Origin of the sequence: Paenibacillus sp. G2S3 (genome assembly GCF_030123105.1) — a bacterium.
Lineage (GTDB): Bacteria > Bacillota > Bacilli > Paenibacillales > Paenibacillaceae > Paenibacillus_AQ.
Genome location: NZ_CP126095.1, coordinates 6,304,793 through 6,325,393 on the forward strand (window position 1 = coordinate 6,304,793; position 20,601 = coordinate 6,325,393).

General features: G+C 46.3%; 16 protein-coding genes. 2 read left to right on the forward strand and 14 right to left on the reverse strand.

Features of this window, described 5'->3' with window-relative positions; translation table 11 throughout:
* Nucleotides 1-31: 31 nt before the first annotated feature.
* The 14 genes from QNH28_RS27910 to QNH28_RS27975 form a co-directional block, all read right to left on the reverse strand.
* Nucleotides 32-1,408, reverse strand: a complete 1,377-nt coding sequence (locus QNH28_RS27910) for an FAD-dependent oxidoreductase (RefSeq protein ID WP_283909381.1) — start codon at nt 1,406-1,408, stop codon at nt 32-34.
* A 336-nt stretch (nt 1,409-1,744) separates the two neighbouring features.
* The gene (locus tag QNH28_RS27915; protein ID WP_283909382.1) at nt 1,745-3,379 is read right to left on the reverse strand and encodes a formate--tetrahydrofolate ligase; all 1,635 of its coding nucleotides are present in this window, start codon (nt 3,377-3,379) and stop codon (nt 1,745-1,747) included.
* A gap of 249 nt (nt 3,380-3,628) precedes the next feature.
* Nucleotides 3,629-4,105 (reverse strand): glutathione peroxidase, encoded by a 477-nt coding sequence (locus QNH28_RS27920; RefSeq protein ID WP_283909383.1) that lies wholly within the window; start codon nt 4,103-4,105, stop codon nt 3,629-3,631.
* 146 nt (nt 4,106-4,251) lie between these two features.
* The gene (locus tag QNH28_RS27925) at nt 4,252-5,112 is read right to left on the reverse strand and encodes a M15 family metallopeptidase (RefSeq protein ID WP_283909384.1); all 861 of its coding nucleotides are present in this window, start codon (nt 5,110-5,112) and stop codon (nt 4,252-4,254) included.
* A gap of 221 nt (nt 5,113-5,333) precedes the next feature.
* Complete coding sequence (locus QNH28_RS27930; RefSeq protein WP_283909385.1) at nt 5,334-7,136, reverse strand: DEAD/DEAH box helicase; 1,803 nt, start codon at nt 7,134-7,136, stop codon at nt 5,334-5,336.
* A gap of 394 nt (nt 7,137-7,530) precedes the next feature.
* Entirely contained in the window at nt 7,531-9,198 is a 1,668-nt protein-coding gene (locus QNH28_RS27935) for an ABC1 kinase family protein (RefSeq protein ID WP_283909386.1), read from the reverse strand.
* Nucleotides 9,199-9,546 (reverse strand): phasin family protein, encoded by a 348-nt coding sequence (locus QNH28_RS27940; protein ID WP_283909387.1) that lies wholly within the window; start codon nt 9,544-9,546, stop codon nt 9,199-9,201.
* 96 nt (nt 9,547-9,642) lie between these two features.
* Nucleotides 9,643-10,281, reverse strand: a complete 639-nt coding sequence (locus QNH28_RS27945; RefSeq protein ID WP_283909388.1) for a ThuA domain-containing protein — start codon at nt 10,279-10,281, stop codon at nt 9,643-9,645.
* Between the two features lie 206 nt (nt 10,282-10,487).
* Complete coding sequence (locus QNH28_RS27950; RefSeq protein ID WP_283909389.1) at nt 10,488-11,300, reverse strand: uroporphyrinogen-III synthase; 813 nt, start codon at nt 11,298-11,300, stop codon at nt 10,488-10,490.
* 121 nt (nt 11,301-11,421) lie between these two features.
* The gene (locus tag QNH28_RS27955; RefSeq protein WP_283909390.1) at nt 11,422-13,407 is read right to left on the reverse strand and encodes a methyl-accepting chemotaxis protein; all 1,986 of its coding nucleotides are present in this window, start codon (nt 13,405-13,407) and stop codon (nt 11,422-11,424) included.
* 236 nt (nt 13,408-13,643) lie between these two features.
* A complete protein-coding gene (locus QNH28_RS27960) occupies nt 13,644-14,039 on the reverse strand; it encodes a Fur family transcriptional regulator (RefSeq protein WP_042131422.1) in 396 nt (131 codons plus the stop codon).
* A 91-nt stretch (nt 14,040-14,130) separates the two neighbouring features.
* Complete coding sequence (locus tag QNH28_RS27965) at nt 14,131-15,228, reverse strand: Ger(x)C family spore germination protein (RefSeq protein WP_283909391.1); 1,098 nt, start codon at nt 15,226-15,228, stop codon at nt 14,131-14,133.
* Nucleotides 15,225-16,325, reverse strand: a complete 1,101-nt coding sequence (locus tag QNH28_RS27970; protein ID WP_283909392.1) for a GerAB/ArcD/ProY family transporter — start codon at nt 16,323-16,325, stop codon at nt 15,225-15,227. The genes QNH28_RS27965 and QNH28_RS27970 overlap by 4 nt, the downstream gene beginning before the upstream one ends.
* Nucleotides 16,325-17,683, reverse strand: a complete 1,359-nt coding sequence (locus tag QNH28_RS27975; protein ID WP_283909393.1) for a spore germination protein — start codon at nt 17,681-17,683, stop codon at nt 16,325-16,327. Before QNH28_RS27975 ends, QNH28_RS27970 begins: the two co-directional genes overlap by 1 nt.
* A 158-nt stretch (nt 17,684-17,841) precedes the next feature.
* Here QNH28_RS27975 and QNH28_RS27980 point away from each other — a divergent pair, with 158 nt between their 5' ends.
* Both QNH28_RS27980 and QNH28_RS27985 read left to right on the forward strand, forming a co-directional pair.
* Nucleotides 17,842-19,389, forward strand: coding sequence for an FAD-dependent oxidoreductase (locus tag QNH28_RS27980; RefSeq protein WP_283909394.1), 1,548 nt, complete (start codon nt 17,842-17,844; stop codon nt 19,387-19,389).
* A gap of 193 nt (nt 19,390-19,582) precedes the next feature.
* A complete protein-coding gene (locus QNH28_RS27985; protein WP_283909395.1) occupies nt 19,583-20,302 on the forward strand; it encodes a 3-ketoacyl-ACP reductase in 720 nt (239 codons plus the stop codon).
* Nucleotides 20,303-20,601: the final 299 nt, after the last annotated feature.

Genomic DNA, 20,601 nt, shown 5'->3' on the forward strand with positions numbered 1-20,601 from the left:
CAAATCCACTTCGGAGACAAACGTCCCCTTTTTATACGGTTACTGCCTCTTTACTTGGTACTGATGTAGGTACTGATGTAGGTAACGATTCAAGACCTACTGTATTCAGGAAGTTCCAAGGCTTGTTGTAATGAGGTTGGAAGAAGAAATCAATAAAGGCAAGCTGATCGATTGTCATTTTATTTTGAATACATACAGATACTGTGTTGATCGATTGCGTCAAATCCGTCTTGGACATGATTTGTGCTCCGAGAATACGGCGTGTAGCGCGATCAAATACAACTTTTAATTGAACTTGCTCGAAGGTTGGCATAAATTCCGGACGGTAGTTGTCAATAATCATGGTTGTTTCTACGTCCATTCCTTCAGCTTTAGCTGCTTCTTCAGTAAGACCGGTAGCAGCGATATTATCTTCATAAATCTTAATGCCGGAAGTCCCTTGAGTACCCATATAAGGAATTGTCTCTGTCATCAAGTTACGTGCGACCAAAGTGCCCATCCGTACTGCATTGGTTGCTAGTGGAATATAAGTGTGCTTACCTGTAGGGTTGTAATGAATCGCGCAGCTGTCACCAGCGGCGTACACATCTGGGCAACTAGTCTGCATATAATCATTGACCAGAATTGCGCCATTTGGCAGCATATCCACTTGACCTTTTAAGAGCTCAGTATTCGGACGGAAGCCGATACAGAGAATAACAAGATCAGTCTCATGCTCCCCTTGGCTTGTGATAACCTTGGTAACTTTACCACCTTCGCCAGCAAAAGAACTAACCTTCTCATTCAGCGCTAATTTAATTCCATGATCCTTAAAGGATTGTTCGATCGGTGCAGTGAACTCTGGGTCCAAATATTTATTTAGAATACGATCCTCACCATCAATTAGCGTGACCTGCTTCCCGTTCAATTGGAAGGCTTCCACCAATTCTACGCCGATATAACCAGCGCCTACGACTGTGATTTTATTCGCGTGTTTAGCCTTTTCTATAATGGTGTTGGAATGCTCATAGTTCTTGCAAAGCAAGACACCTTCCAGCTCAAGCCCTTCGAGCTTAGGCACAATTGGCCATGATCCTGTAGTCATAATCAGTTTATCGTAGGTATCGTCAAACTCCTGTCCCGTTACCAAGTTGCGAACACGCACCGTTTTGGACTTCGTATCCACTGCGGTCACTTCGTGACGCATGTTGGTCTTTACACCAAGCTCAGCAAGCTTCTCTGGAGAAGAATAGAACAGCCCGTGAGGGTCTTTGACTACTCCACCTACGTATAAAGCAATTCCACAGGATAAGAAAGAAATATTATCATTACGCTCATAAACCGTAATCTCGGCTTCTGGGTAAAGCTTAGCAGTATTTACAATTGCGGCAGTTCCGGCATGGGTACATCCAATGACAGCTACTTTCATTATTTTCTTCCTCCTTCAAATGGACAACCTGGATATATATTCGAATTACTTGACTGACCAAATTAGATATCTGATCACCGATGAGTTATTTGTGATTTATTTCACTTTATAAACTGATTATATTGTGATATTTATCACATTACAAGTCTTTTCGCCTATATTCTCAGATTGTTCACAATTTTAAGCATTTTCCGTCACTGCTGCCGATTGCGACCTCGTTAGCTTTGCCATAGGCGTAAGACATTATGTTCTGACCCCTCAGGATATACTTTCTTATAACGCGCAAAAAAGGCTTCCCCCTCGTCCAACAGGGAAAAGCCTAATCATAAACTGAATTTACACCAAACCGTGAATCACGCCATCCTCATCCATCCATAGTGCCTCAGCGGCTGGTTTAGCAGGTAGACCTGGCATCGTAACGATATTGCCCGTAATCACTACAGCAAACCCTGCACCGAGCGAAAGGGTTATATCACGGATACCTACAGTGAACCCTTCAGGAGCGCCAAGCAATCTAGGCTGATCTGAGAAGGAATAAGGCGTCTTCGCCATACATACTTGAAGATCCTTTAACCCAAGGCGCTCAATCACCGCTAGGCTGCGTTTGGCCGCAGGAGAAAAGTTAACCTCCGAACCACGGTAAATTTCGCGCACAATCTTGGTGATTTTGGAAGAGATGTCGAGTTCATTCTCATACAAAGGAGCAAAGCGCTCAGTGTCACTTTGGTCCAGAAGCTTCTTTAGTTCCGAAGCCAACTCTTGTCCGCCCGCACTACCTTCTGCCCATACCTTGGATATTGCCGCAGGAACGTTCAATCGGCGGCAAGCCTCCACAACGTCAGTAATCTCTTCTGGGCTATCGCCTTCAAAATGATTAATGGCAACAAGAACAGGTACCCCAAATTTGCCGAGATTCTCTACATGACGCTCCAAATTAGACAATCCAGAGCGCAGCGCCATCCGGTTCTCCGTTTGGAGTTCATTTTTAGGTACACCCCCGTTATATTTCAAGGATTTCACCGTCACGACAAGCACTGCCGCTGAAGGGGCTAGACCCGCTTGCCGGCATTTGATATCCATGAATTTCTCTGCACCCAGATCCGCTCCGAAGCCTGCTTCCGTAACCACAACTTCTCCCAGCTTGAGTGCATAACGAGTACCGATAACACTACTGCAGCCATGGGCGATATTCGCAAAAGGACCACCGTGTACAATAACAGGAGTACCCTCCAAGGTCTGCACCAGATTAGGCTTAACCGCTTCCTTCAGCAGCGCTGTCATCGCTTCAACTGCCCCTATTTGCTCGGCCGTTACAGGCTCTCCCTCTTGGTCATAACCAATCAAAATGCGGTTCAAACGCTTTTTAAGATCACTCAGATTATCGCATAGGCATAATACAGCCATAATCTCAGAAGCTGTCGTAATCTGGAATCCACTTTCCCGTACAGCTCCATTTCCATCTCCGAGCCCTGTCACGATATTCCGCAGACTGCGATCGTTCATATCCATCACACGTTTCCAAACGATACGCTGCGGATCAAGACCCAGCTTATTGCCTTGGAAGATATGATTGTCAATCATCGCTGACAATAGATTATGTGCAGAAGTTACTGCATGAATATCACCCGTAAAGTGCAAATTAATCTCATCTGCCGGAACGATCTGTGACTTACCGCCACCCGTGGCACCGCCTTTCATGCCTAAGCATGGTCCGAGGGAGGGTTCGCGCAAGGCAGCCACGGTCTTTACTCCTGCTGCGTTCAATGCCTGTGCCAGCCCAATGGTTGTTAAGGTCTTCCCTTCGCCAGCAGGGGTTGGATTCACCGCAGTGACCAATACCAGCTTGCCATCTGGCTTGTTCTTCATGTCTTCCCATAAGGAAGGTGACAGTTTACTTTTATATTTTCCGTATAGTTCCAGATGCTCTTCGCCAATTCCCGCTTGTGCTGCTACCTCTGTAATTAACTTCATGCTTGTATAGAACCCTCCTGCCGTTATTATCCTGCTGCATCCCACGCTTTATGCATATTTTGCATAGGCATTATATTCTCTTCAAAGGATACATGGTCTCTGTAAAGCGTCAAGTATAATTTATCACTACAAAATTTAAGGCGGCTATTCCATATTCCTATGTAAAAAAGAAAATCCCGTCGAGGCTCGGCCAAAGACCGAGGTCGAAAGGATACTTGTAAAATAACAATTTATCAGACCCTAAGTGGTCTACAGTAAGGACTCAATCTGTGCTGTCATCGTTTCTGGCGATTCCTTTGGCTCCACACGAGCCACTACATTTCCGCCACGATCAATAAGGAACTTCGTGAAGTTCCAGCTAATATCGCTGTTGTCCCCACTACCCGGTTGCTGCTCTTTTAAATAATTGAAAAGAGGGCTGGCATCCGGTCCATTCACATCCACTTTGGCAAATACGGGAAAGGTAACCCCATAATTAATCTGACAGAATTCTTCTGCCTCTTCACTTGTACCCGGCTCCTGACCCGCAAATTGATTGCAAGGGAATCCTAATACTACAAGTCCCTGATCCTTATACTGCTCGTATAGCTTCTGGAGATCCCCATACTGCGGTGTAAGTCCGCATTTGCTGGCCGTATTGGCAATCAGCAGTACCTTGCCTTCATACTCCGTAAATGACACTTCTTTACCCGAAGGCGTAACGCCGGAAAAATTGTAGATTGACATCCTAATTCCCCTTCCTTCCATGTACTTACTACACTACGTATCTTACCCGAATTGTAATAGAATGCAACTTTTAGACACTTTCTGTAACCACTAAGATAAAAAAAAGCAGTCCTATGTATTTCTTAGGACTGCTCTCTATCACTCTGTTATTTGGATACGGGTACGACATCATAATATTCTTCCAGCGTAATCCCTTTATCCGCAATATAAGTGGCTATATCCTTGCCCACATAACGGATATGCCAAGGCTCATACTTATATCCTGTAATGTCCTGCTTTCCTTCTGGAAAGCGGATGATATAACCATATTCGGTTGCATGCTGCGCTAGCCACTCCGCTTCCTTCGTTCCACCAAAACAGCTCTCCGCAGCACATTTCCCGTCACTTCCTGAGACATCGATAGCAAGCCCTGTCTGATGCTCGCTATAGCCAGGCACGGCACTGTAAGTACGAGCCAGTTCTTCTCCGTCTTTCTCAACATAACGATTGAACAGCCTTGTTTGGGTTTCCTTAGAGCGGTAGGCCGAAACGCCAGCCAAGTAAATCCCGTCTTCCTCTGCGCCTGCGAACAGTTTCTCTAATGCTTCGGCAGCTTCCTTACGCATCATACGCTTCTCGATTTTCTCTTTAAATGTAAACCGCACTTCCGGGTAGACTAGATCCGTTGGCTTATAGTTCTCCGGCAGTCCATACTCCTTATTCACCATCACAGCTACGCTGTCAGGCTCTTTAAAAGAATCATCAGTGCTATTTCCCTTGCCGTTACTATCCGGTTCGGACGGATCAGAGGGATCTGTTGTATTAGATGGATTAGCTACCACTGGGTCTGTAATGCCTTCTCCGGTACTATTACCGTCTTCACCAGGCTTACCTTGAAGATTATCCTGTACATTTATATCGGACCCGCTATTGTTCGCAGTGGGAGAAGTTGTCGTATATTTCCCAATTCCCCAGCCGACTGCAATAACGATAATCAACAAGCTCACTAACTTCAATTTTTTAGACATCTGCAAGTTCTTCCTCCTCGAAGTCGAAACACTCTATTTATCTATTAGACAAGCTTTCCTTTAAAAAAGTTACACTAAGAACCTTTTTTTAAAATATAAGAAGCTATATATTCCACTCGATCAATTATCCATACATCCACAAAGTAAAGTTACCATAGGTGATTAGCTTGTCCGCTAACTTCCCTATGGTAACAAGTTTTAGTTATGAAATTCCACTCACATTATCTGGATGTGCCTCTGCCGCCGCTTTTAAAGCCGCCGGAGCTGCCACGTCCACCGCGTGAGGAACCCGCGCTTCCGCTATTGCGGCCGCCTTTACCAGCGCCACCCTTGGCACCGCTGTAGCCGCCTTTGTTACCTTTACCACCTTTACCGCCGCCTCTAGACGGGCCTGCACCGTAGCCGCTGCCTAAGCCGCCTCGTGGTGTGCCGCCAGCGTAGGCACCGCCATCAGCCCCTCTGGCTACGTTCTCGCTGTAGCCAGTGCTTGGTCCGCCCTTCCGGTTCGCACCGCGCGAACCGGCGCTAGGCGCTGCTGCGTTGCCGCTAGCTGGCGCATCGCCTCTGGAGGCGAAGGCGCCATAGCCGCCGCCTACTCTTACTACGCCGGCAGCCTTGCCGCCGCCCTTAGGTGCGGCAGCGTCAAAGCCGCTACCGCCACGCTTGCCAGCCGCCGCATCGGAACGACCACCGCGGCGTCCTTCTGCAGGCGCGCCCCAGCCGCCTGCTTCCTTACCGCGGCCGCGGCCACCTTGCCGCGCTCCGCTTTCGCCGCGCGGAGCACCGCCGCGGCCAGAGCCGCCGGTCTTCGGTCCGCGGCCCGTGCGCGCTGCCTCAGCGCCGCCGCTTTGGCGACCGCCGTGGCGTCCGCCGCCTTGTACCGCTACGAATTCGCCAACGCCGAATTCATCCTTGTCGTAACGGCGACGATCCAGGCGCTGCGAAATGCCGTGCTCAATCATGTCTAGTCCATCTTGCTCACGCGGAGAAGTGAACGTAATTGCAAGCCCTTTACCTCCGGCACGGCCTGTCCGGCCGATCCGGTGAATATAGCTGTCCACATCAAGTGGCATATCGTAGTTAAAGATATGAGTAATACCTTCGACGTCTAGACCCCGAGCCGCTACATCTGTAGCTACAAGAAGCTGCAGCTTCGCATCACGGAATCTTTTCATTACACCTTCACGTTTACCTTGAGACAAGTCGCCGTGCAGCTCATCACAATCATAACCTGCTGCTTGGAGTGCTTCGTTCAGCTTGGACACCCGACGTTTGGTCCGGCAGAAAATAATAGCCAAATACGGACGATCTCGCTCAATCAACGCTTTAAGTGCCTCTTCTTTATTACGATCGGAGACCTCTACGACTTGCTGTTTGATATTATCCAGCGGAATCGGGGAACCACTCTTAATAATGATATCCAGTGGCTCTTTCATGTAATTAGCTGCGAGGCGCTTAATCGGATCTGGCATTGTCGCAGAGAACAACATCGTTTGACGACGATAAGGAACAGCCGTAATGATGGTCTCTACATCCTCCAAGAATCCCATATGCAGCATTTGGTCAGCCTCGTCCAGAACGAGCATCTTAACGCCACTAAGGTCGAGTGTTTCCCGGCGCATATGATCCAATAGTCTGCCCGGTGTACCGATAATAAGATGTCTTCCACCTTCCAGCTTACGCAGCTGCTTCTCTACATCTTGACCACCGTAAACTGCCAGGATTTTGATATCCGTATGACGCGCCAGCTTGCGTGCCTCTTCTGTAATCTGCAAAGCCAGCTCACGTGTTGGAGCCATAATCAGCGCCTGCGGATATGCTCGCTCCGTGTGGATCTTGTCCATAATTGGCAGCAAGAAGGCCAATGTCTTTCCTGTACCTGTCTTCGCTCTTGCAATTACATCTAGTCCTTGCACCAATGGCGGTATAGCTTCCTGTTGCACTGGTGTTGGCTTAACGATGCCTTGACCTTGAAGCAATGTACACAGTAATTCTGAAACACCTAATTCTTTAAATCCCGGCAAATTCTCCACCTCACTATTTTCTCAGTTAAATTTGATTACATCTCTTACTTAACTTCCGTCTTCCAAAGCCCTATTCAGGCAGCCCCTACCCGACTGTCCTTTTGGGGGCGTATGCTTCCGATTCAGCTATATTCAAACAAAAGCGGAAGAACCCCGTCACCGGCATTCTTCCGTCCCATGTATCCCTTGACCCGTTAAAAGAGTGCGGTCAAAGTTCGGTTTCTGGGCAGCAGCGATCCACCGGACGTTTAGACGGCACTCCATTTGCGTTCCATTCCACTTTATACAATAGAAGTAAAGTTAAGCTTAGAAAGTTATCCTTTATATTGTACTTGATAGAACGGCATTTGTGTGAAACTGCAGAATAATAATTATTCTATCCTGTAGTTGTTAGTTAGAACCTTCCCGATTTAAAAATCGCAAAGATCAACCATAAGAACATCAGAAGCGCCACTACGCCGCCAATCTCCACTGTAGGGAAATTCCACAACACGGAAGGCTGACCGCGCATCGCAGTCCCAATAATGAGTCCAACCATGATGATACTGAACGCAAGCATCACAATACTAAATGCTAAGCGGTTCCCAACCCGGTCCAGCTTTCGCTCCAAATGCTCAAGCTCGGGTGCCACAATCTCTACCTTTAGCTTTCCCTTACTAATTAGCGCGGATAACTGCCTTGCCTGACCAGGAAGCTCTAGAAGACTCTCCGTTAAATCCGCTACGCCTCCAAGGAACTTGCGCTGCAATCGGGGACCACTAAATCGCTGCTTCACAAGTTCCCGTCCAAAAGGCTCTGCCATCTCTAGGATGCTAATCGTTGGATCCAAGTTGCTAATGACACCCTCAAGCGTTAGCATCGTCTTGCCGAGCATCGTTAGATCCGGGGGAAGGACTAATCGATGCTTGCGAGCAATGCCAAACAGATCATTCAGCGCTTTACCTATGCTCATCTTACTGAACGGAACATCATAATACTCATCTCGCAGTCGATCCATATCATTATGCAGCGCAGCTCGATCAGCATCCTCTGGGATGACTCCGAGGCGCAAGATTGCCCGGACCATAGCATCCGTGTTTTTGCGCATCAGTGCGATGACAAGCGCAGACAGCTGCTCTTTCATCTCTTCGTTCAGTCGCCCCATCATGCCAAAATCAATCAAAGCCAGCTTCCCATCAGCCATTCGAATAACATTGCCTGGATGAGGATCCGCATGAAAAAAGCCATGAATGAAAATTTGCCTTAGCATCATTTCTACGAGCTGCTTAGCGATAACCTTGAGCTTAACTCCGTTACTCAATAACTCATCGCGGCGACTCAGCGTAATTCCTACCACATATTCCATCGTCAGCACCCGTGCTGACGTATAATCCCAGTAGATATCCGGGATGTACACTCCGTCATAATCCATCTGTTGAGCAATTTTCTCTGCATTGCGCCCCTCTTGGCCGTAATCCAGCTCGCCAAGCAGCGATTTCGAGAATTCCTCTACCATACGGGACAACTGATATTGCCTCGCCCAGCCTAGCTGTTTCTCAGCAAGGGCACTTAGATCTTTGAGAATTTCTAAATCCCTGCTCATCGTTCGCAGAATGCCAGGACGCTGAACTTTGACAGCTACGACCTGCCCACTGTGAAGAACAGCTCTATGCACCTGACCGATCGATGCAGCAGCAAGAGGAGTATCCTCAAAGGAATTGAAGATTTCATCCATGTGTTGATCCAGTTCATGCTCCACAATCGTGCGCACGCGCTCCGCAGGGAATGGAGGCACATTATCCTGTAGTTTTACCAATTCTTGAATAATAGAATCAGGCAGCAGATCTGAACGGGTACTGGCGAGTTGTCCAAGCTTAATAAAGGTTGGCCCCAAATCCTCCAATACGAGCCGTATCCGCTCCCCGAGCGTAAGACTTGTATGTGCTTCTTGCGTTACGAGACGGCGTGGAAGGGATAATAAATGATAGAGCCCCAGCTCCTCCACCATATAACCAAAACCATGGTGCATAAGCGCCATGGCAATGGACCGGTAACGTCCGGCATGTCTAATGCGTACTGCCATTTAGTCCGTGCTCGTTTCCGCCGATGTTTCTTCTAGATGGGAAATGCCCTCCAGCTCGGCCAATCGACGCTCCAATACGGCAATTCGCCCTTCCAGCTCGTCAATATCACTTTGTACAGGAACCTTCATTTCCTTCAACACGCGTTGTACTTGTTCTTGTACTACAGACTTGAGCATACCTCGCTCTTCCTCACCGCGTTCAATCAGCCGATCAACGAGGGCCTTAGACTCCGAAGGAGCAAGCTCCCCTCGTTTCACGAGTTCTTCAACAACTTTTTCTACTTTTTCCTTACTAACAATGGTGAGGCCCACTCCTAAAGAGATCGCTTTTTTAAACAAATCACTCATAGTACTTCCTCCCAAAGATTCCGTTTCGTTACAAACGGAGTTGATGATTAAAGTATACCCCACTGTGCAGATATTTCAAAAAAACACAAACATTCCTTAGTTAGTGATCGGAATACGAGCAGCCCAAGTAGCTGCCTGCAGGATCAGTTTACGTAGTGCTGGATGGCGGAAGGATGGCTCATGATGGCCAGGCATAAGGAATACTACTCGTCCTAAACCATAGCTGTGGCACCATGCAGCTGGAAGCCATTGACCCTCCGATTCGTATTGAAGAAGAATAGTCCGATCTGTGAACGGATCAAATTCAAAATGGTATGGCTCCTCATCCAATTGGAAGTCTTCAACGCCCTCAGTAATGTCATGCTCTAGCACCTTAAAATTCATCGGCTCGTAAGCAGTGTGACCCTTAAAGCGGCCACCGATCAGCTGAGCTAGTTCGTTACGCTTCGTCAATGAGGCACCTGTATGTAGAACAATCAGTCCTCCACCACCGCTCACATAGCTGAGTAGGCCAGCGGTTTGCTGAGGAGATACGGTTTCATTCCACAATTCGTTATAAGCAATACATAAGTCATAGCTTGCCAAATGCTCAATGCGCATCATTTTTTTATTTTCGGAACACTGAACGGTTAATAAATCATTTAAGATCTCGCTAATTTGTTGGTCCACTCCTTGAAGTGGATGGAAACGGGGATGGGTGTAATCACCAAGTAAGAGACATTTTCTTTTGTCCATGGGGATCCTCCTCCTTATTCATTGTTATTATTCGTCACATGTTGCCTATATTCTAAGGAAAACTGCTGCGAATGTCCATGCAGATGGCAGGTTTACTACTCTTAAGGCTCCATTTTCCGGGTAAAAAAGCATCCCCACCCAGTGAACCTGGCGGGAATGCTTCTGTGTGGTAACGTAAATCTTATAAAGCTGCCGCACATTATGGTCTAGCGATTCGCCGCCACATATTTGCCCAGCTCTACAATCATGCTTCCCATCCGCTCATGCTCGGGCATGACGATACGCTGTACGCCCTCTTCCTTAAGCGCCTCAGAGGTAATACGCCCTACAGAAACAGCAAGCACTTTATCCTCGAAAGACCTTAGCATCTCCTCCAGCTTGCCCTGCTCCCGAGCAAATTGAGAGAGAAAACGAAATTGCGGCGCACTTGTAAAAGCCACGGCATCAATCTTACCTTCTATGATTTCTGTAAGCAATCTTTCAAGCTCACCTAGTTCTGGTGGAGTATGACGATACGGCAGCACTTGGCGGGTATTCGCCCCAGCCTCCTGTAGCCATGCGAGCATCTGAGGAGCTGGATCGCCGTGCAGCTGCAGAACGACCTCCTTGCCCTGCAAATCTAGAGATTGAAGCCCACGAATCAATCCGATCGTACTTCCGTCGTCATCACGAAGCTCCGGCATAAGTCCTCTTTTTTTCAAAGCATTCACTGTCTTATAACCCCGTGCAGCAATAATAGAACCAGAAAGTACTTCTAAGAAATGATCAGCGATATTCAGGCGTTCAGCCGTTTCGAAGAGAGCATCCAGTCCCATGCCTGTAGTAAGAATCACCAAGTAAGGCGGATGGCTGATCCATGAATGCAATCCTTCCTCCAATGCCTCATCATCAAGAAATACAGTACCTTGGGCAGGTCGACATAACGCCGTCCCCCCCATATTTTGGACCAGCTTGGCCATTTCTTCCGATTTGCGTGGACCCGCCAAGGCGACCGTGTACCCTTTCAGTTGCTCTGCCATGTACTATTATCTCTCCTCTCTCCGTTGCCTAACCCAACATTATTGCTTATCAGTATACTTGCAAAGGGCTGCAAAAGGGAAGATAAAAGCATCGTTTTCCTATATGAAATATTGATTATTGCTAGGAAGAGTGTATCTTAAAGCTACTCACAAGCTTTTGCAGTTCCTCTGCAAGACGGCTAAGGTCGGTAGACGAAGATGCCATCTCTTCAACAGAAGCGAGCTGCTCTTGTGCTGCCGTTGCGATGGTCTCTGTATTCACAGCCGCTTCTTCGGAGATGCCACGAATCTCTCCAATAGCCTTCTCCATATGATCTGATTCCACCAATAAGGTCTGTACAGCCCCACCCATGGCCTCAATCTTCTCTGCGGCACTCTTGACCGCTCTACGGATACGGGAGAAGGAACGTCCGGAAGTATCCACGGCCTCTATCCCTTCGGTTACGCGCTGCTTTGTGTCTTCCATCGTATGGGTCACCAGCGTCATTTCACTATTAATGGCGGTAATCTGCTCTGCAATCAGATGCGCTGATCTCTCTGATTCCTCTGCCAGCTTACGCACTTCAGCAGCAACAACGGCAAATCCACGGCCATGTTCTCCAGCTCTGGCCGCCTCAATAGAAGCATTGAGAGCTAACAGATTAGTCTGACGGGCAATCCCTGTGATGACGCCGACAATGCCCTCAATTTGACCTGTTCTTTCATTAAGCTTGTCGATTACACTGCCAAGCTCTCCCACCGTTCTATCGATCCCATTGATCTTATCCACCACGCTGATGACGGAATCATTTCCTTCTGAAGCAGAGAGTGAGGTCTTGTCCATCATCGCAGACACCTGCTCCATATATACAGAAATATGATCCACTTCGCTTGTCGTTGCTGCTGTACTTTCCATTCCTTTTCGTACACCGATTACCTGCCGCTCCGTCCCTGCCGCTACCTCTTGAATCGCTATCGTCATTTGCTCGATTGTTTGGGCATTCTGCTCCGCACTGGCGGTTAACTCTTCTGCTGAAGAGGAAACATTGCTCGTCATCTCCTGCACACCAATGATCATCTCCCGCAAGCTGAGCACCATTAATTGAAAGTTCTCGGCAAGCATGCCGATTTCATCCTTACGGAAAGCCCCTATGTCTTCAGATAGATCCCCTTTGGCTATCACGGCAGTTGCTTTCCGCAAACGGACCAGGGGCTTTAAAATAGATTGAATATTAAAATAGATTACGATCAGTGCAAGCAGAACGGAAACTACAATTACAAGCAGCGCTGTATTACGGATTCCACTCGTTACTGAAGTCACTTCATCTATGCTTATCGTGCCTCCGATTCTCCAGCCCGTAAGCTCATTTACCATAAATGTCATCTTTTTGTGCGTACCCTTGTAGACATAATCAAAGGAACCTTGATCTTCCTCGAACATTTTCTTTATAAAGTCATCTGATGACTCCACCCCAATAGCCTCTGTTGGATGAACAAGATATTTCTTGCTGTTATCCAGGATAATAATATATCCTTCCTTACCCACCTTGGTCGCAGTCAATTCTCCTAATGTAGATAGATTAAGATTCATGGTTACCACCCCGTCACCGCTCTTCAGGACTGTTGATATCGCGATCGCCGTTTCCTGATTCACAGTTTGAAAGGCCGGAGAAATCACAACACCTGTCCCGTGCTTCAGAGAATTAATATAGGCACTTTCCTGCCTGGGATCGTAGCCTTCGGGCAGCTTGGCCTCCGAAGCATGGATCGATTGCCCTCTGCTTGTACTAACATAAATGTCTAACACATCAGGATGTAACACAGCATATTCTTTTAATCTGTCCTTCATAGTAGCTACCGTCTCTCCACTTGCCTCACTGTTGGTCCCCTCAGCGGTGAACTCAGCGGCAAAATAAGAAATAGTATCTATTTTCGATTGAATATTCGAGTTGATGATTGCATTTACTGCCTCAACACTTTCGGTAGCATTGTTCACCAACTGATCTTCCACTTCATGGCTAGCAGATTGATAGGTTCGCCAACCGATAATGATACTGGGCAACAGTAGAACTAATAGGTATGTAAGAATTAATTTGGTTCGGATACTCATACCTGTTTTTTTGTTCATAGTTGTCATCACACTCTCTCTCTTCGAGTCTTAAAGTAGGACATATTTACCAGCCTTAATATATAATTATATATCCGCCTTTGGAACCGATTTTCCTCCTATCTTTCTTCATTTTTCTAATCTTTCTTAAAAATTGTCATATAAATGCAACAAAAAGACCGCTTAAACGGAAGCGGTCTACTCAAATATGCCTATTTCCTTATCTTTACCGCAGCAAAGGCTCCGGTTCTATCATCCTAGTTCACGTTCTTGTTCTTGCAGTTCGGGCAGACGCCTCCGAATACCACATGGGCATGACCAATGGTATAACCTGTATCCTTGGCCACTGTGTTCATCCAGTCTCGTGGAACTTGGTTCATTACCTCGTCAACCGCACCGCAAACCTCGCAAATGATATGCTGATGATCATCCATGCGCGCATCATATCTACTGGCAGCCTCACCAAGCTTGAGCTCACGAATCATTTGTTTATCTGAAAGATAACGTAGGGAGTTATATACAGTACCATATGCTAAGCTATGACCCTGCTCTACTAGCCGATTCATTACTTCTGCGGCAGTGGGATGGTCATGTGAATTAAGGACGATATCGTAAACGGCTTGACGTTGGGAAGTCAAATTTAGACTTTTCATTGCTATCATCCTCTAACTTGTTTTTAGATCAAGTATAAATCGTGAATGTGAGAACGTCAATCCCACTTTTATCCACTCATTACTTTCTCAGTTACTCGATCAATCCAGAATATTTGATGTTAACATCAGCTTTGACCTGAAAATCGAGCCCAGCATAGAGCCCCTTCCACACTTCCATTTCGGTATCATTATTAAAATGTCTAGCTCCATAGTGCAGCCCCCACCCAAAAGGATCCAGACCGCTCGCTTGAATTTTTGTCAGCAACGCTGAGATATCCTCTTCCAGTTCTTTTTCGCCTGCCGTCGCAATTTTTTTCAACATACTATGTGTTACCAAATCCGGGCTGCTACTCTCTTCGAGGATCCCTTTAATCTTAATATGATATCGAATAGTAGCTTTCCCGCTCTCCGTATTTAGTATCTTGTAGTCCGAGGATGATCTCTCTGTGTAATACTGATACATAATCCCCTCAATATGGGCTGGCAAATTGGTCCGTAAGTTGGAGCGCGACAGCAGATTGTATAGCCGGGTTTCGTTCGGTGTAAGCACCATCTTGATTTTCTCGCTATCCAGTAGAGCAATTTTATCAATTAAGAACTCACTCTTCCCTTTAGCCTCGATAATTGGCAAAATCGGATCAATACCCTTCTCATAAATATTTCTCATCAGCTGATAGGAATACACACTAGCAATAAAAGGAGACTCCGTTCCCTGACCACTCATCGCCAGAATAAGAGAATTCGATGGAATTCGCTCCGATTCGGGTCGTACCTGCAGCACTTGAAGTGCCTCCGGACGCCCGACCGCAAAATTTACAATAAGCTGGACATCTCTGCGCCGCACGGCCCAATCCATAACATGCTGAATATCTTTGCGTGCGACCCCTTCTCCCAGAATAATCGATTTACAATGGGAATAATCAAGCTCCTTCTCCACTTTTGACTTCATTCTGCGGAGCGCTTCTGAAATACTAGGGGACTCTTCGGTTAATATCTGCATCTTCTCATCAATCTTGGTAACTTCCCCCTGCGGGATGGCAAGCTTCAAGCTGATCTTAAAATCCCCTTCTTTTTCTCCAGGGTCAACACCGATCGCCAGCACGAATATCCGCAAATCAATTTCCTTGAAATCACAGCCAGAAAGAAGCAAGAGTAAGGCAAGTCCTATTACACTAAGTGCTTTCCTCACAAGCCCTGCCTCCTCACTTTACGATAACAATAAAATAGTAATGCTATTAAGAACATCTCACCAAACCAGCGGATTTGTAGAAACCAAACACCCATCAAGTTGAGCTGATATTGATCCATCCATATTAAGGAGAGGACCACTCCGCTAAACAAGCACAAGATGAGCCACTCTTTCCACTGCTCTGCCTTCTGGGATTTTTTTTTCGTAGATGAAATAGCACCTTTGAATAATCCTAACCCTACATGCCAATGAACAATTACACTCACTAGAGATAAAGTCATGTAGGCAAAATAAAAAATAAACAACATCCGTTCAATAATAAAGGATTCTATCCGGATACTGTCTGCCGTCGAGAACCACGTATATACATGTCTCTCAATCGCAACAGTACCGAAATAACCGATAGGGACCAAAAAGGTTACGAGAAGTACGAGAAGTCCTTCCACTCCTAAAATCCAGACATGCTTTAGCTTTAACCCATGAAATACCCGATTAAAGATGGCTAGATTAATATAACCACTAAAAGAAAAGGTAGCTGCCGAAAGACTCATCAGATCCGGCTTATGCCAGATGTATGTAGTGATCTGCAGAACAGAATCCCAATTGAAATCCGGATTGGTCAGCGCCTTTACGATGCCATAGACAATTAACGGTAATGTAACGAAAAGAATGATTTCAAGACCATACAAAAGTGATAGTGAATCAAAGCGACAGCAGATGCAGACCAATATCAGGAAGCCGATCACGACAGTATATGGGCTTGAATTCGGACTGACATATCGCAGTGTAATATCTACAAAGGAAAGCAAGGTAACCCCCCCAGCCACACACCATAACCCCGCAAAAAAGACAAGTAAGGGTTTGACTAGCAGCTTAGGAAGAAGAGGGGTAAATATTTCCGGAAACCCCTTTCCAGGAAATTTAGCAATCAATACAGTAAATATATAGACAAACAAAGTGCCAAGAACCGTTGCAATCAGTATGGAGAACAAAGCACCGTCAAAGCGTCTGTCTATTAGTTCCCTCGGAACAAAATTAATGATGTTGATCAAGCTGTTCATCAGAAAAAGACAGTAGAAATAACGGCTTTTGGCCATCAATGTTCCCCGCCCTTCTTCTTACCAAGGTTATCAAGAAAAAACAATCTGAAATAAGGTTGTCCAAAGCTACGCTGATTGCATAAATACATCGCGAATCCCACAACACAGACCACTACACCAACCATTCCTAGAACAGCGGCAGCTATAAGAAAAATGTACTTCAGCACGCGTATCGACAAGCTCATCATATTCAGAGGAATCAGAAAATTGGATATCGCAACGGCAGAGACCAATATAATCATAATATTACCTACAAGCCCTGCCGCCGTAGCTGCCTGACCTAAGATTAGACCTCCGACTGTCGTGGCCGTAGGACCAATCGCTTTGGGCAGCCGTAAACTCGCCTCGGTCAGAAATTCCATCATCATAAGCATTAGGAGCACTTCCACAAAAGATGGATAAGGCACGGTCGCACGACTACCCGAAATGAGCAGTGCAACCTGCACACGAATAATCTCTGGGTTATAAGAGGTGAGTGTTACATAGATCGCAGGCAGCCATAACGTCATACACACTCCGATAATTCGGAGTAGCTTTAAGAAACGGCCCACGATAGGAAATTGGATTTTATCATCCATGGATGTAAAGAAATCGTTAAATATGGAAGGTAACACTATCGCATACCCCGTTGTATCCAGCAATATTGCTACTTTTCCCTCAGACAAATTAAATACGACTCTATCTGGTCTTTCAGTAATAATAGACTTAGGGAGTATTCTTAATTTATCACTGCTTATAAACTTCTCAAGTTCTCCCGTAGCCTGTAAAATATCAACCTTTAGGGTATTCATCTTTTCCCTTAATTCCGCTAATACCTTATGATCAACACGACTGATGTCGTATAGGATGGCCACTTTTGTTTTGGAGACATCCCCGATGACCATGGTTTCCATTTTGAGATTAGTGGATTGATAGCGCCGACGAATCATGTTCAGATTAACCGCAATATCCTCCGTTAGTGCATCTGAAGGTCCCTGTGAAATGCTTTCTGCAGACGTTTCACTAACACCGCTGCTCTCTGTACTCATCGCGTCAAAAAAACAAATCACATCATTTATGCTAAGAAGAACGTACCCACTAAGCAAAAGCTCGATCGCTATTTCCTTCGTAGTCCCCTCTTCCGTGCCCGGATACGTCGTAATGTAATCAAGGTAAGCGTTAGTATCCCCCATCTCATAGAGCGGCGTAATCACATGGCGACTGAGCGTCTGCGAATCTGTAACGCTTTTAATATAAAGTAAGTTGATCTGCCCAAAAGGTGCAACGAGCGTTCGATCAATTAAATCGGCGAATCCGTTCAACTGATCCTTGATCCATTCCAGAGAAACATTGTCCTTATCCTGTTGAACTGACATGGATCATCCCTCCTATTTATCCTGCGCTTCCCGGATGCCACCTTATTTTGGCACTGTTTCACTGAATTCATGCACTGCATGTGTGAATAAGAGAGTTTCTTTTAACGGGACTGTGGTAATAAATGAGATGAGGATTGTACAGATGGAGGGATAACAAGATGGATCCACACCGTAAAATAACGCAAGATCTCCCGCAATTTCCAGAATCACTATGGAGAGACACTACGGATTTACCGGCTTTTCCAAAGCTCACTGAAGATATCTCTACAGATGTCGCAGTGGTAGGTGGCGGGATTACAGGAATTACAACAGCCTATCTCTTAAGCAAAGCAGGATATAAAGTCACGCTCTTGGAGGCAGGAGAAATTCTCAGCGGTACTACGGGTTTTACAAGCGCCAAAATTTCCGCTCAGCACGGATTAATCTATCACCATTTGATCAAGCATTTCGGAGAGGAAAATGCCCGCCTCTATTATCAATCGAACAACGAGGCTTTGAATTGGATCTTAAATACAGCTGAAGAACTTGAAGTGTCTTGCGGCATGAAACGTGAAGCGGCCTATCTATACGCAGAGGCTGAAGATCATAAAATGCTTAAACAGTTAGAAGAAGAGTATAAAGCCTATGAACAATTGGGCCTGCCCGGTGAATGGCTGGATAACGTCTCTATCCCTCTGATGGCGAGTGGTGCCATTAAATTACCAGGACAAGCTCGCTTTCACCCACTGCAATATCTAAAGGCCTTGTTGAAGGTTATAGTGGAAAAAGGTGGCGTGATCTATGAGCATACAATGATGGCGGACAAGGTGGAGAAGAACGATAAGCTTACGCTTTTTACGGAGAAGAATGACTACCGTATCACCTGCCGTTATGCCGTATCAGCTTCTCATTTTCCCTTCTACGATGGAGGGGCGTTATATTTCTCACGACTGCATGCTGAACGCTCCTATTGTCTGGCGATCCAGCCTGAAACAGACTTTGAGGGTGGAATGTATTTAAGTGCCAGCGAACCAACCCGTTCTCTGCGTGCTGTGGAGTGGGAAGGACGTAACCTGGTTATCGTCGGGGGCGAAAATCATAAGACAGGCCAAGGCATCTGCACAATAGGTCATTATGAGAATCTGGAGCTGTTCGCAGGTCACTTGCTGGGCATCAAATCGATCCCTTACCGCTGGTCAGCACAGGATTTAATTACGCTGGACAGGGTCCCCTACATCGGTAAGATTTCGGACAAAGAAGAGATTTATATCGCTACCGGATTCGGAAAATGGGGCATGACAAGCGGTACCTTGTCCGCTCAAATCATCTCGGATCAGATTCAGCGTAAAGATAATCCATATACAGGATTGTACGATCCATCCCGCTTCAAAGCTGGCGCCAGCCTAAAGAGCTTCTTCGTTCAAAATGCCAATGTGGCAAAAGAGCTAGTAGCGGGCAAAGTTGAGATCGTCCACAAAAAGACAAGTGATCTGAAGGCAGACGAAGGTGCTGTTGTCTTCCATGACGGCAAACGAGTCGGCGCCTACAAAGATCCGGAAGGGAAGCTTCATCTGGTGGACAGAACCTGTACTCACATGGGCTGTGAATGCGACTGGAATGACGGCGATCGTTCTTGGGATTGCCCTTGTCACGGCTCCCGTTTCTCCTATGATGGAGAAGTATTAGAGGGACCCGCATCGGTGCCGCTAACGAAGCTTTCCGAATAAATTTATTTCGTTCGTGAAAACAAATGCTATATTCATGGAAATCTATATGTCCAAGAAAAATAACATCGATATTCACGGGAATCTTCAAACTGCTTTCTTCGGGTGATTGTAAATGCCCTATAGCATTCAGGTATAATAGGACATGTAATGAAGCATTAGCTTCAATAATGTTTAAAGGAGCGTGACGTTAGAGATGGATTTGAGAGGAAAGAGTGTTGTAATTACTGGTGCAGGCAAAGGGATCGGCAAAGCCTTGGCCATGGCACTAGCTAAGGAAGGTGCTAATTTGGGTCTGATCTCCAGAACATCAGGCGATCTCGAAGCGTTAAAATCAGCCTTAACGGAAGTATACGACGTTAAAGTCAGCATTGCCGTTGCGGATATCGCTGTACGCGAAGAAGCTGAACGTGCGGTTGCTTTCTTACAAAATGAGCTTGGAACATTTGACGCATTAATCAACAATGCCGGAATTGCAAAATTCGGCACTTTGGTAGAAATGGACCCTGCCGATTGGGAAAGTCATATCCAAGTTAATCTTTACGGTACCTATTATGTAACTCGCGCTGCGCTGCCAGCTATGATTGAGAAGAATGGTGGAAACATCATCAATATCTCCTCCACTGCCGGAGAACGCGGCTTTGCTACAGGCTCGGCTTACTGCGCATCTAAGTTCGCACTGATGGGCATGACCGAAGCCCTCGCACAAGAGGTGCGTAAGCACAACATCCGCGTCGTAGCCTTGACTCCAAGCACTGTTAACACTGGGCTAGCTTCCAGCGCTGGACTTAAGATCGGTGACGAAGACCGTATGATGCAGCCTGAGGATGTAGCTGAATTGGCGTTAACAGCCTTGAAGCTGCCGGATCGTGTCTTCCTAAAAACAGCAGGACTCTGGACCACTAATCCGCAATAAAAGGGAGCAGCTGGTTCTACGCCATGCTCTGATTGCACTTGTTCAGGAGAATGCGGCTGGATGTAGGAGGAAGAAGCTTGGATTGTTTGGTTGCAATTTGTGATCGATAATCCCTCAGGCTCTAACTCCTCTCCATGCTCTGATTGCACTTTGTGCAATAGAATGTCTCTGGGGGCGGCTAAAACTTGGTTTGATTGCACTTTGTGCAATCAAACTGGGGAAAAACACTACTTTAGGCGATTTAACCTTAATTCAATTGTACAGAGTGCAACAGAATACCTTTTGTAGACTAGTTTCTG

Excerpts from the sequence above, each read along its gene's own strand:
- QNH28_RS27915 (WP_283909382.1), bottom strand. The coding sequence starts at position 3,379 with ATGAAGTTAATTACAGAGGTAGCAGCACAAGCGGGAATTGGCGAAGAG.
- QNH28_RS27935 (WP_283909386.1), bottom strand. The coding sequence starts at position 9,198 with ATGGCAGTACGCATTAGACATGCCGGACGTTACCGGTCCATTGCCATG.
- QNH28_RS27950 (WP_283909389.1), bottom strand. The coding sequence starts at position 11,300 with ATGGCAGAGCAACTGAAAGGGTACACGGTCGCCTTGGCGGGTCCACGC.
- QNH28_RS27970 (WP_283909392.1), bottom strand. The coding sequence starts at position 16,325 with ATGGCCAAAAGCCGTTATTTCTACTGTCTTTTTCTGATGAACAGCTTG.
- QNH28_RS27945 (WP_283909388.1), bottom strand. The coding sequence starts at position 10,281 with ATGGACAAAAGAAAATGTCTCTTACTTGGTGATTACACCCATCCCCGT.
- QNH28_RS27985 (WP_283909395.1), top strand. The coding sequence starts at position 19,583 with ATGGATTTGAGAGGAAAGAGTGTTGTAATTACTGGTGCAGGCAAAGGG.
- QNH28_RS27925 (WP_283909384.1), bottom strand. The coding sequence starts at position 5,112 with ATGTCTAAAAAATTGAAGTTAGTGAGCTTGTTGATTATCGTTATTGCA.
- QNH28_RS27975 (WP_283909393.1), bottom strand. The coding sequence starts at position 17,683 with ATGTCAGTTCAACAGGATAAGGACAATGTTTCTCTGGAATGGATCAAG.
- QNH28_RS27980 (WP_283909394.1), top strand. The coding sequence starts at position 17,842 with ATGGATCCACACCGTAAAATAACGCAAGATCTCCCGCAATTTCCAGAA.
- QNH28_RS27960 (WP_042131422.1), bottom strand. The coding sequence starts at position 14,039 with ATGAAAAGTCTAAATTTGACTTCCCAACGTCAAGCCGTTTACGATATC.
- QNH28_RS27920 (WP_283909383.1), bottom strand. The coding sequence starts at position 4,105 with ATGTCAATCTACAATTTTTCCGGCGTTACGCCTTCGGGTAAAGAAGTG.
- QNH28_RS27940 (WP_283909387.1), bottom strand. The coding sequence starts at position 9,546 with ATGAGTGATTTGTTTAAAAAAGCGATCTCTTTAGGAGTGGGCCTCACC.
- QNH28_RS27910 (WP_283909381.1), bottom strand. The coding sequence starts at position 1,408 with ATGAAAGTAGCTGTCATTGGATGTACCCATGCCGGAACTGCCGCAATT.
- QNH28_RS27955 (WP_283909390.1), bottom strand. The coding sequence starts at position 13,407 with ATGAACAAAAAAACAGGTATGAGTATCCGAACCAAATTAATTCTTACA.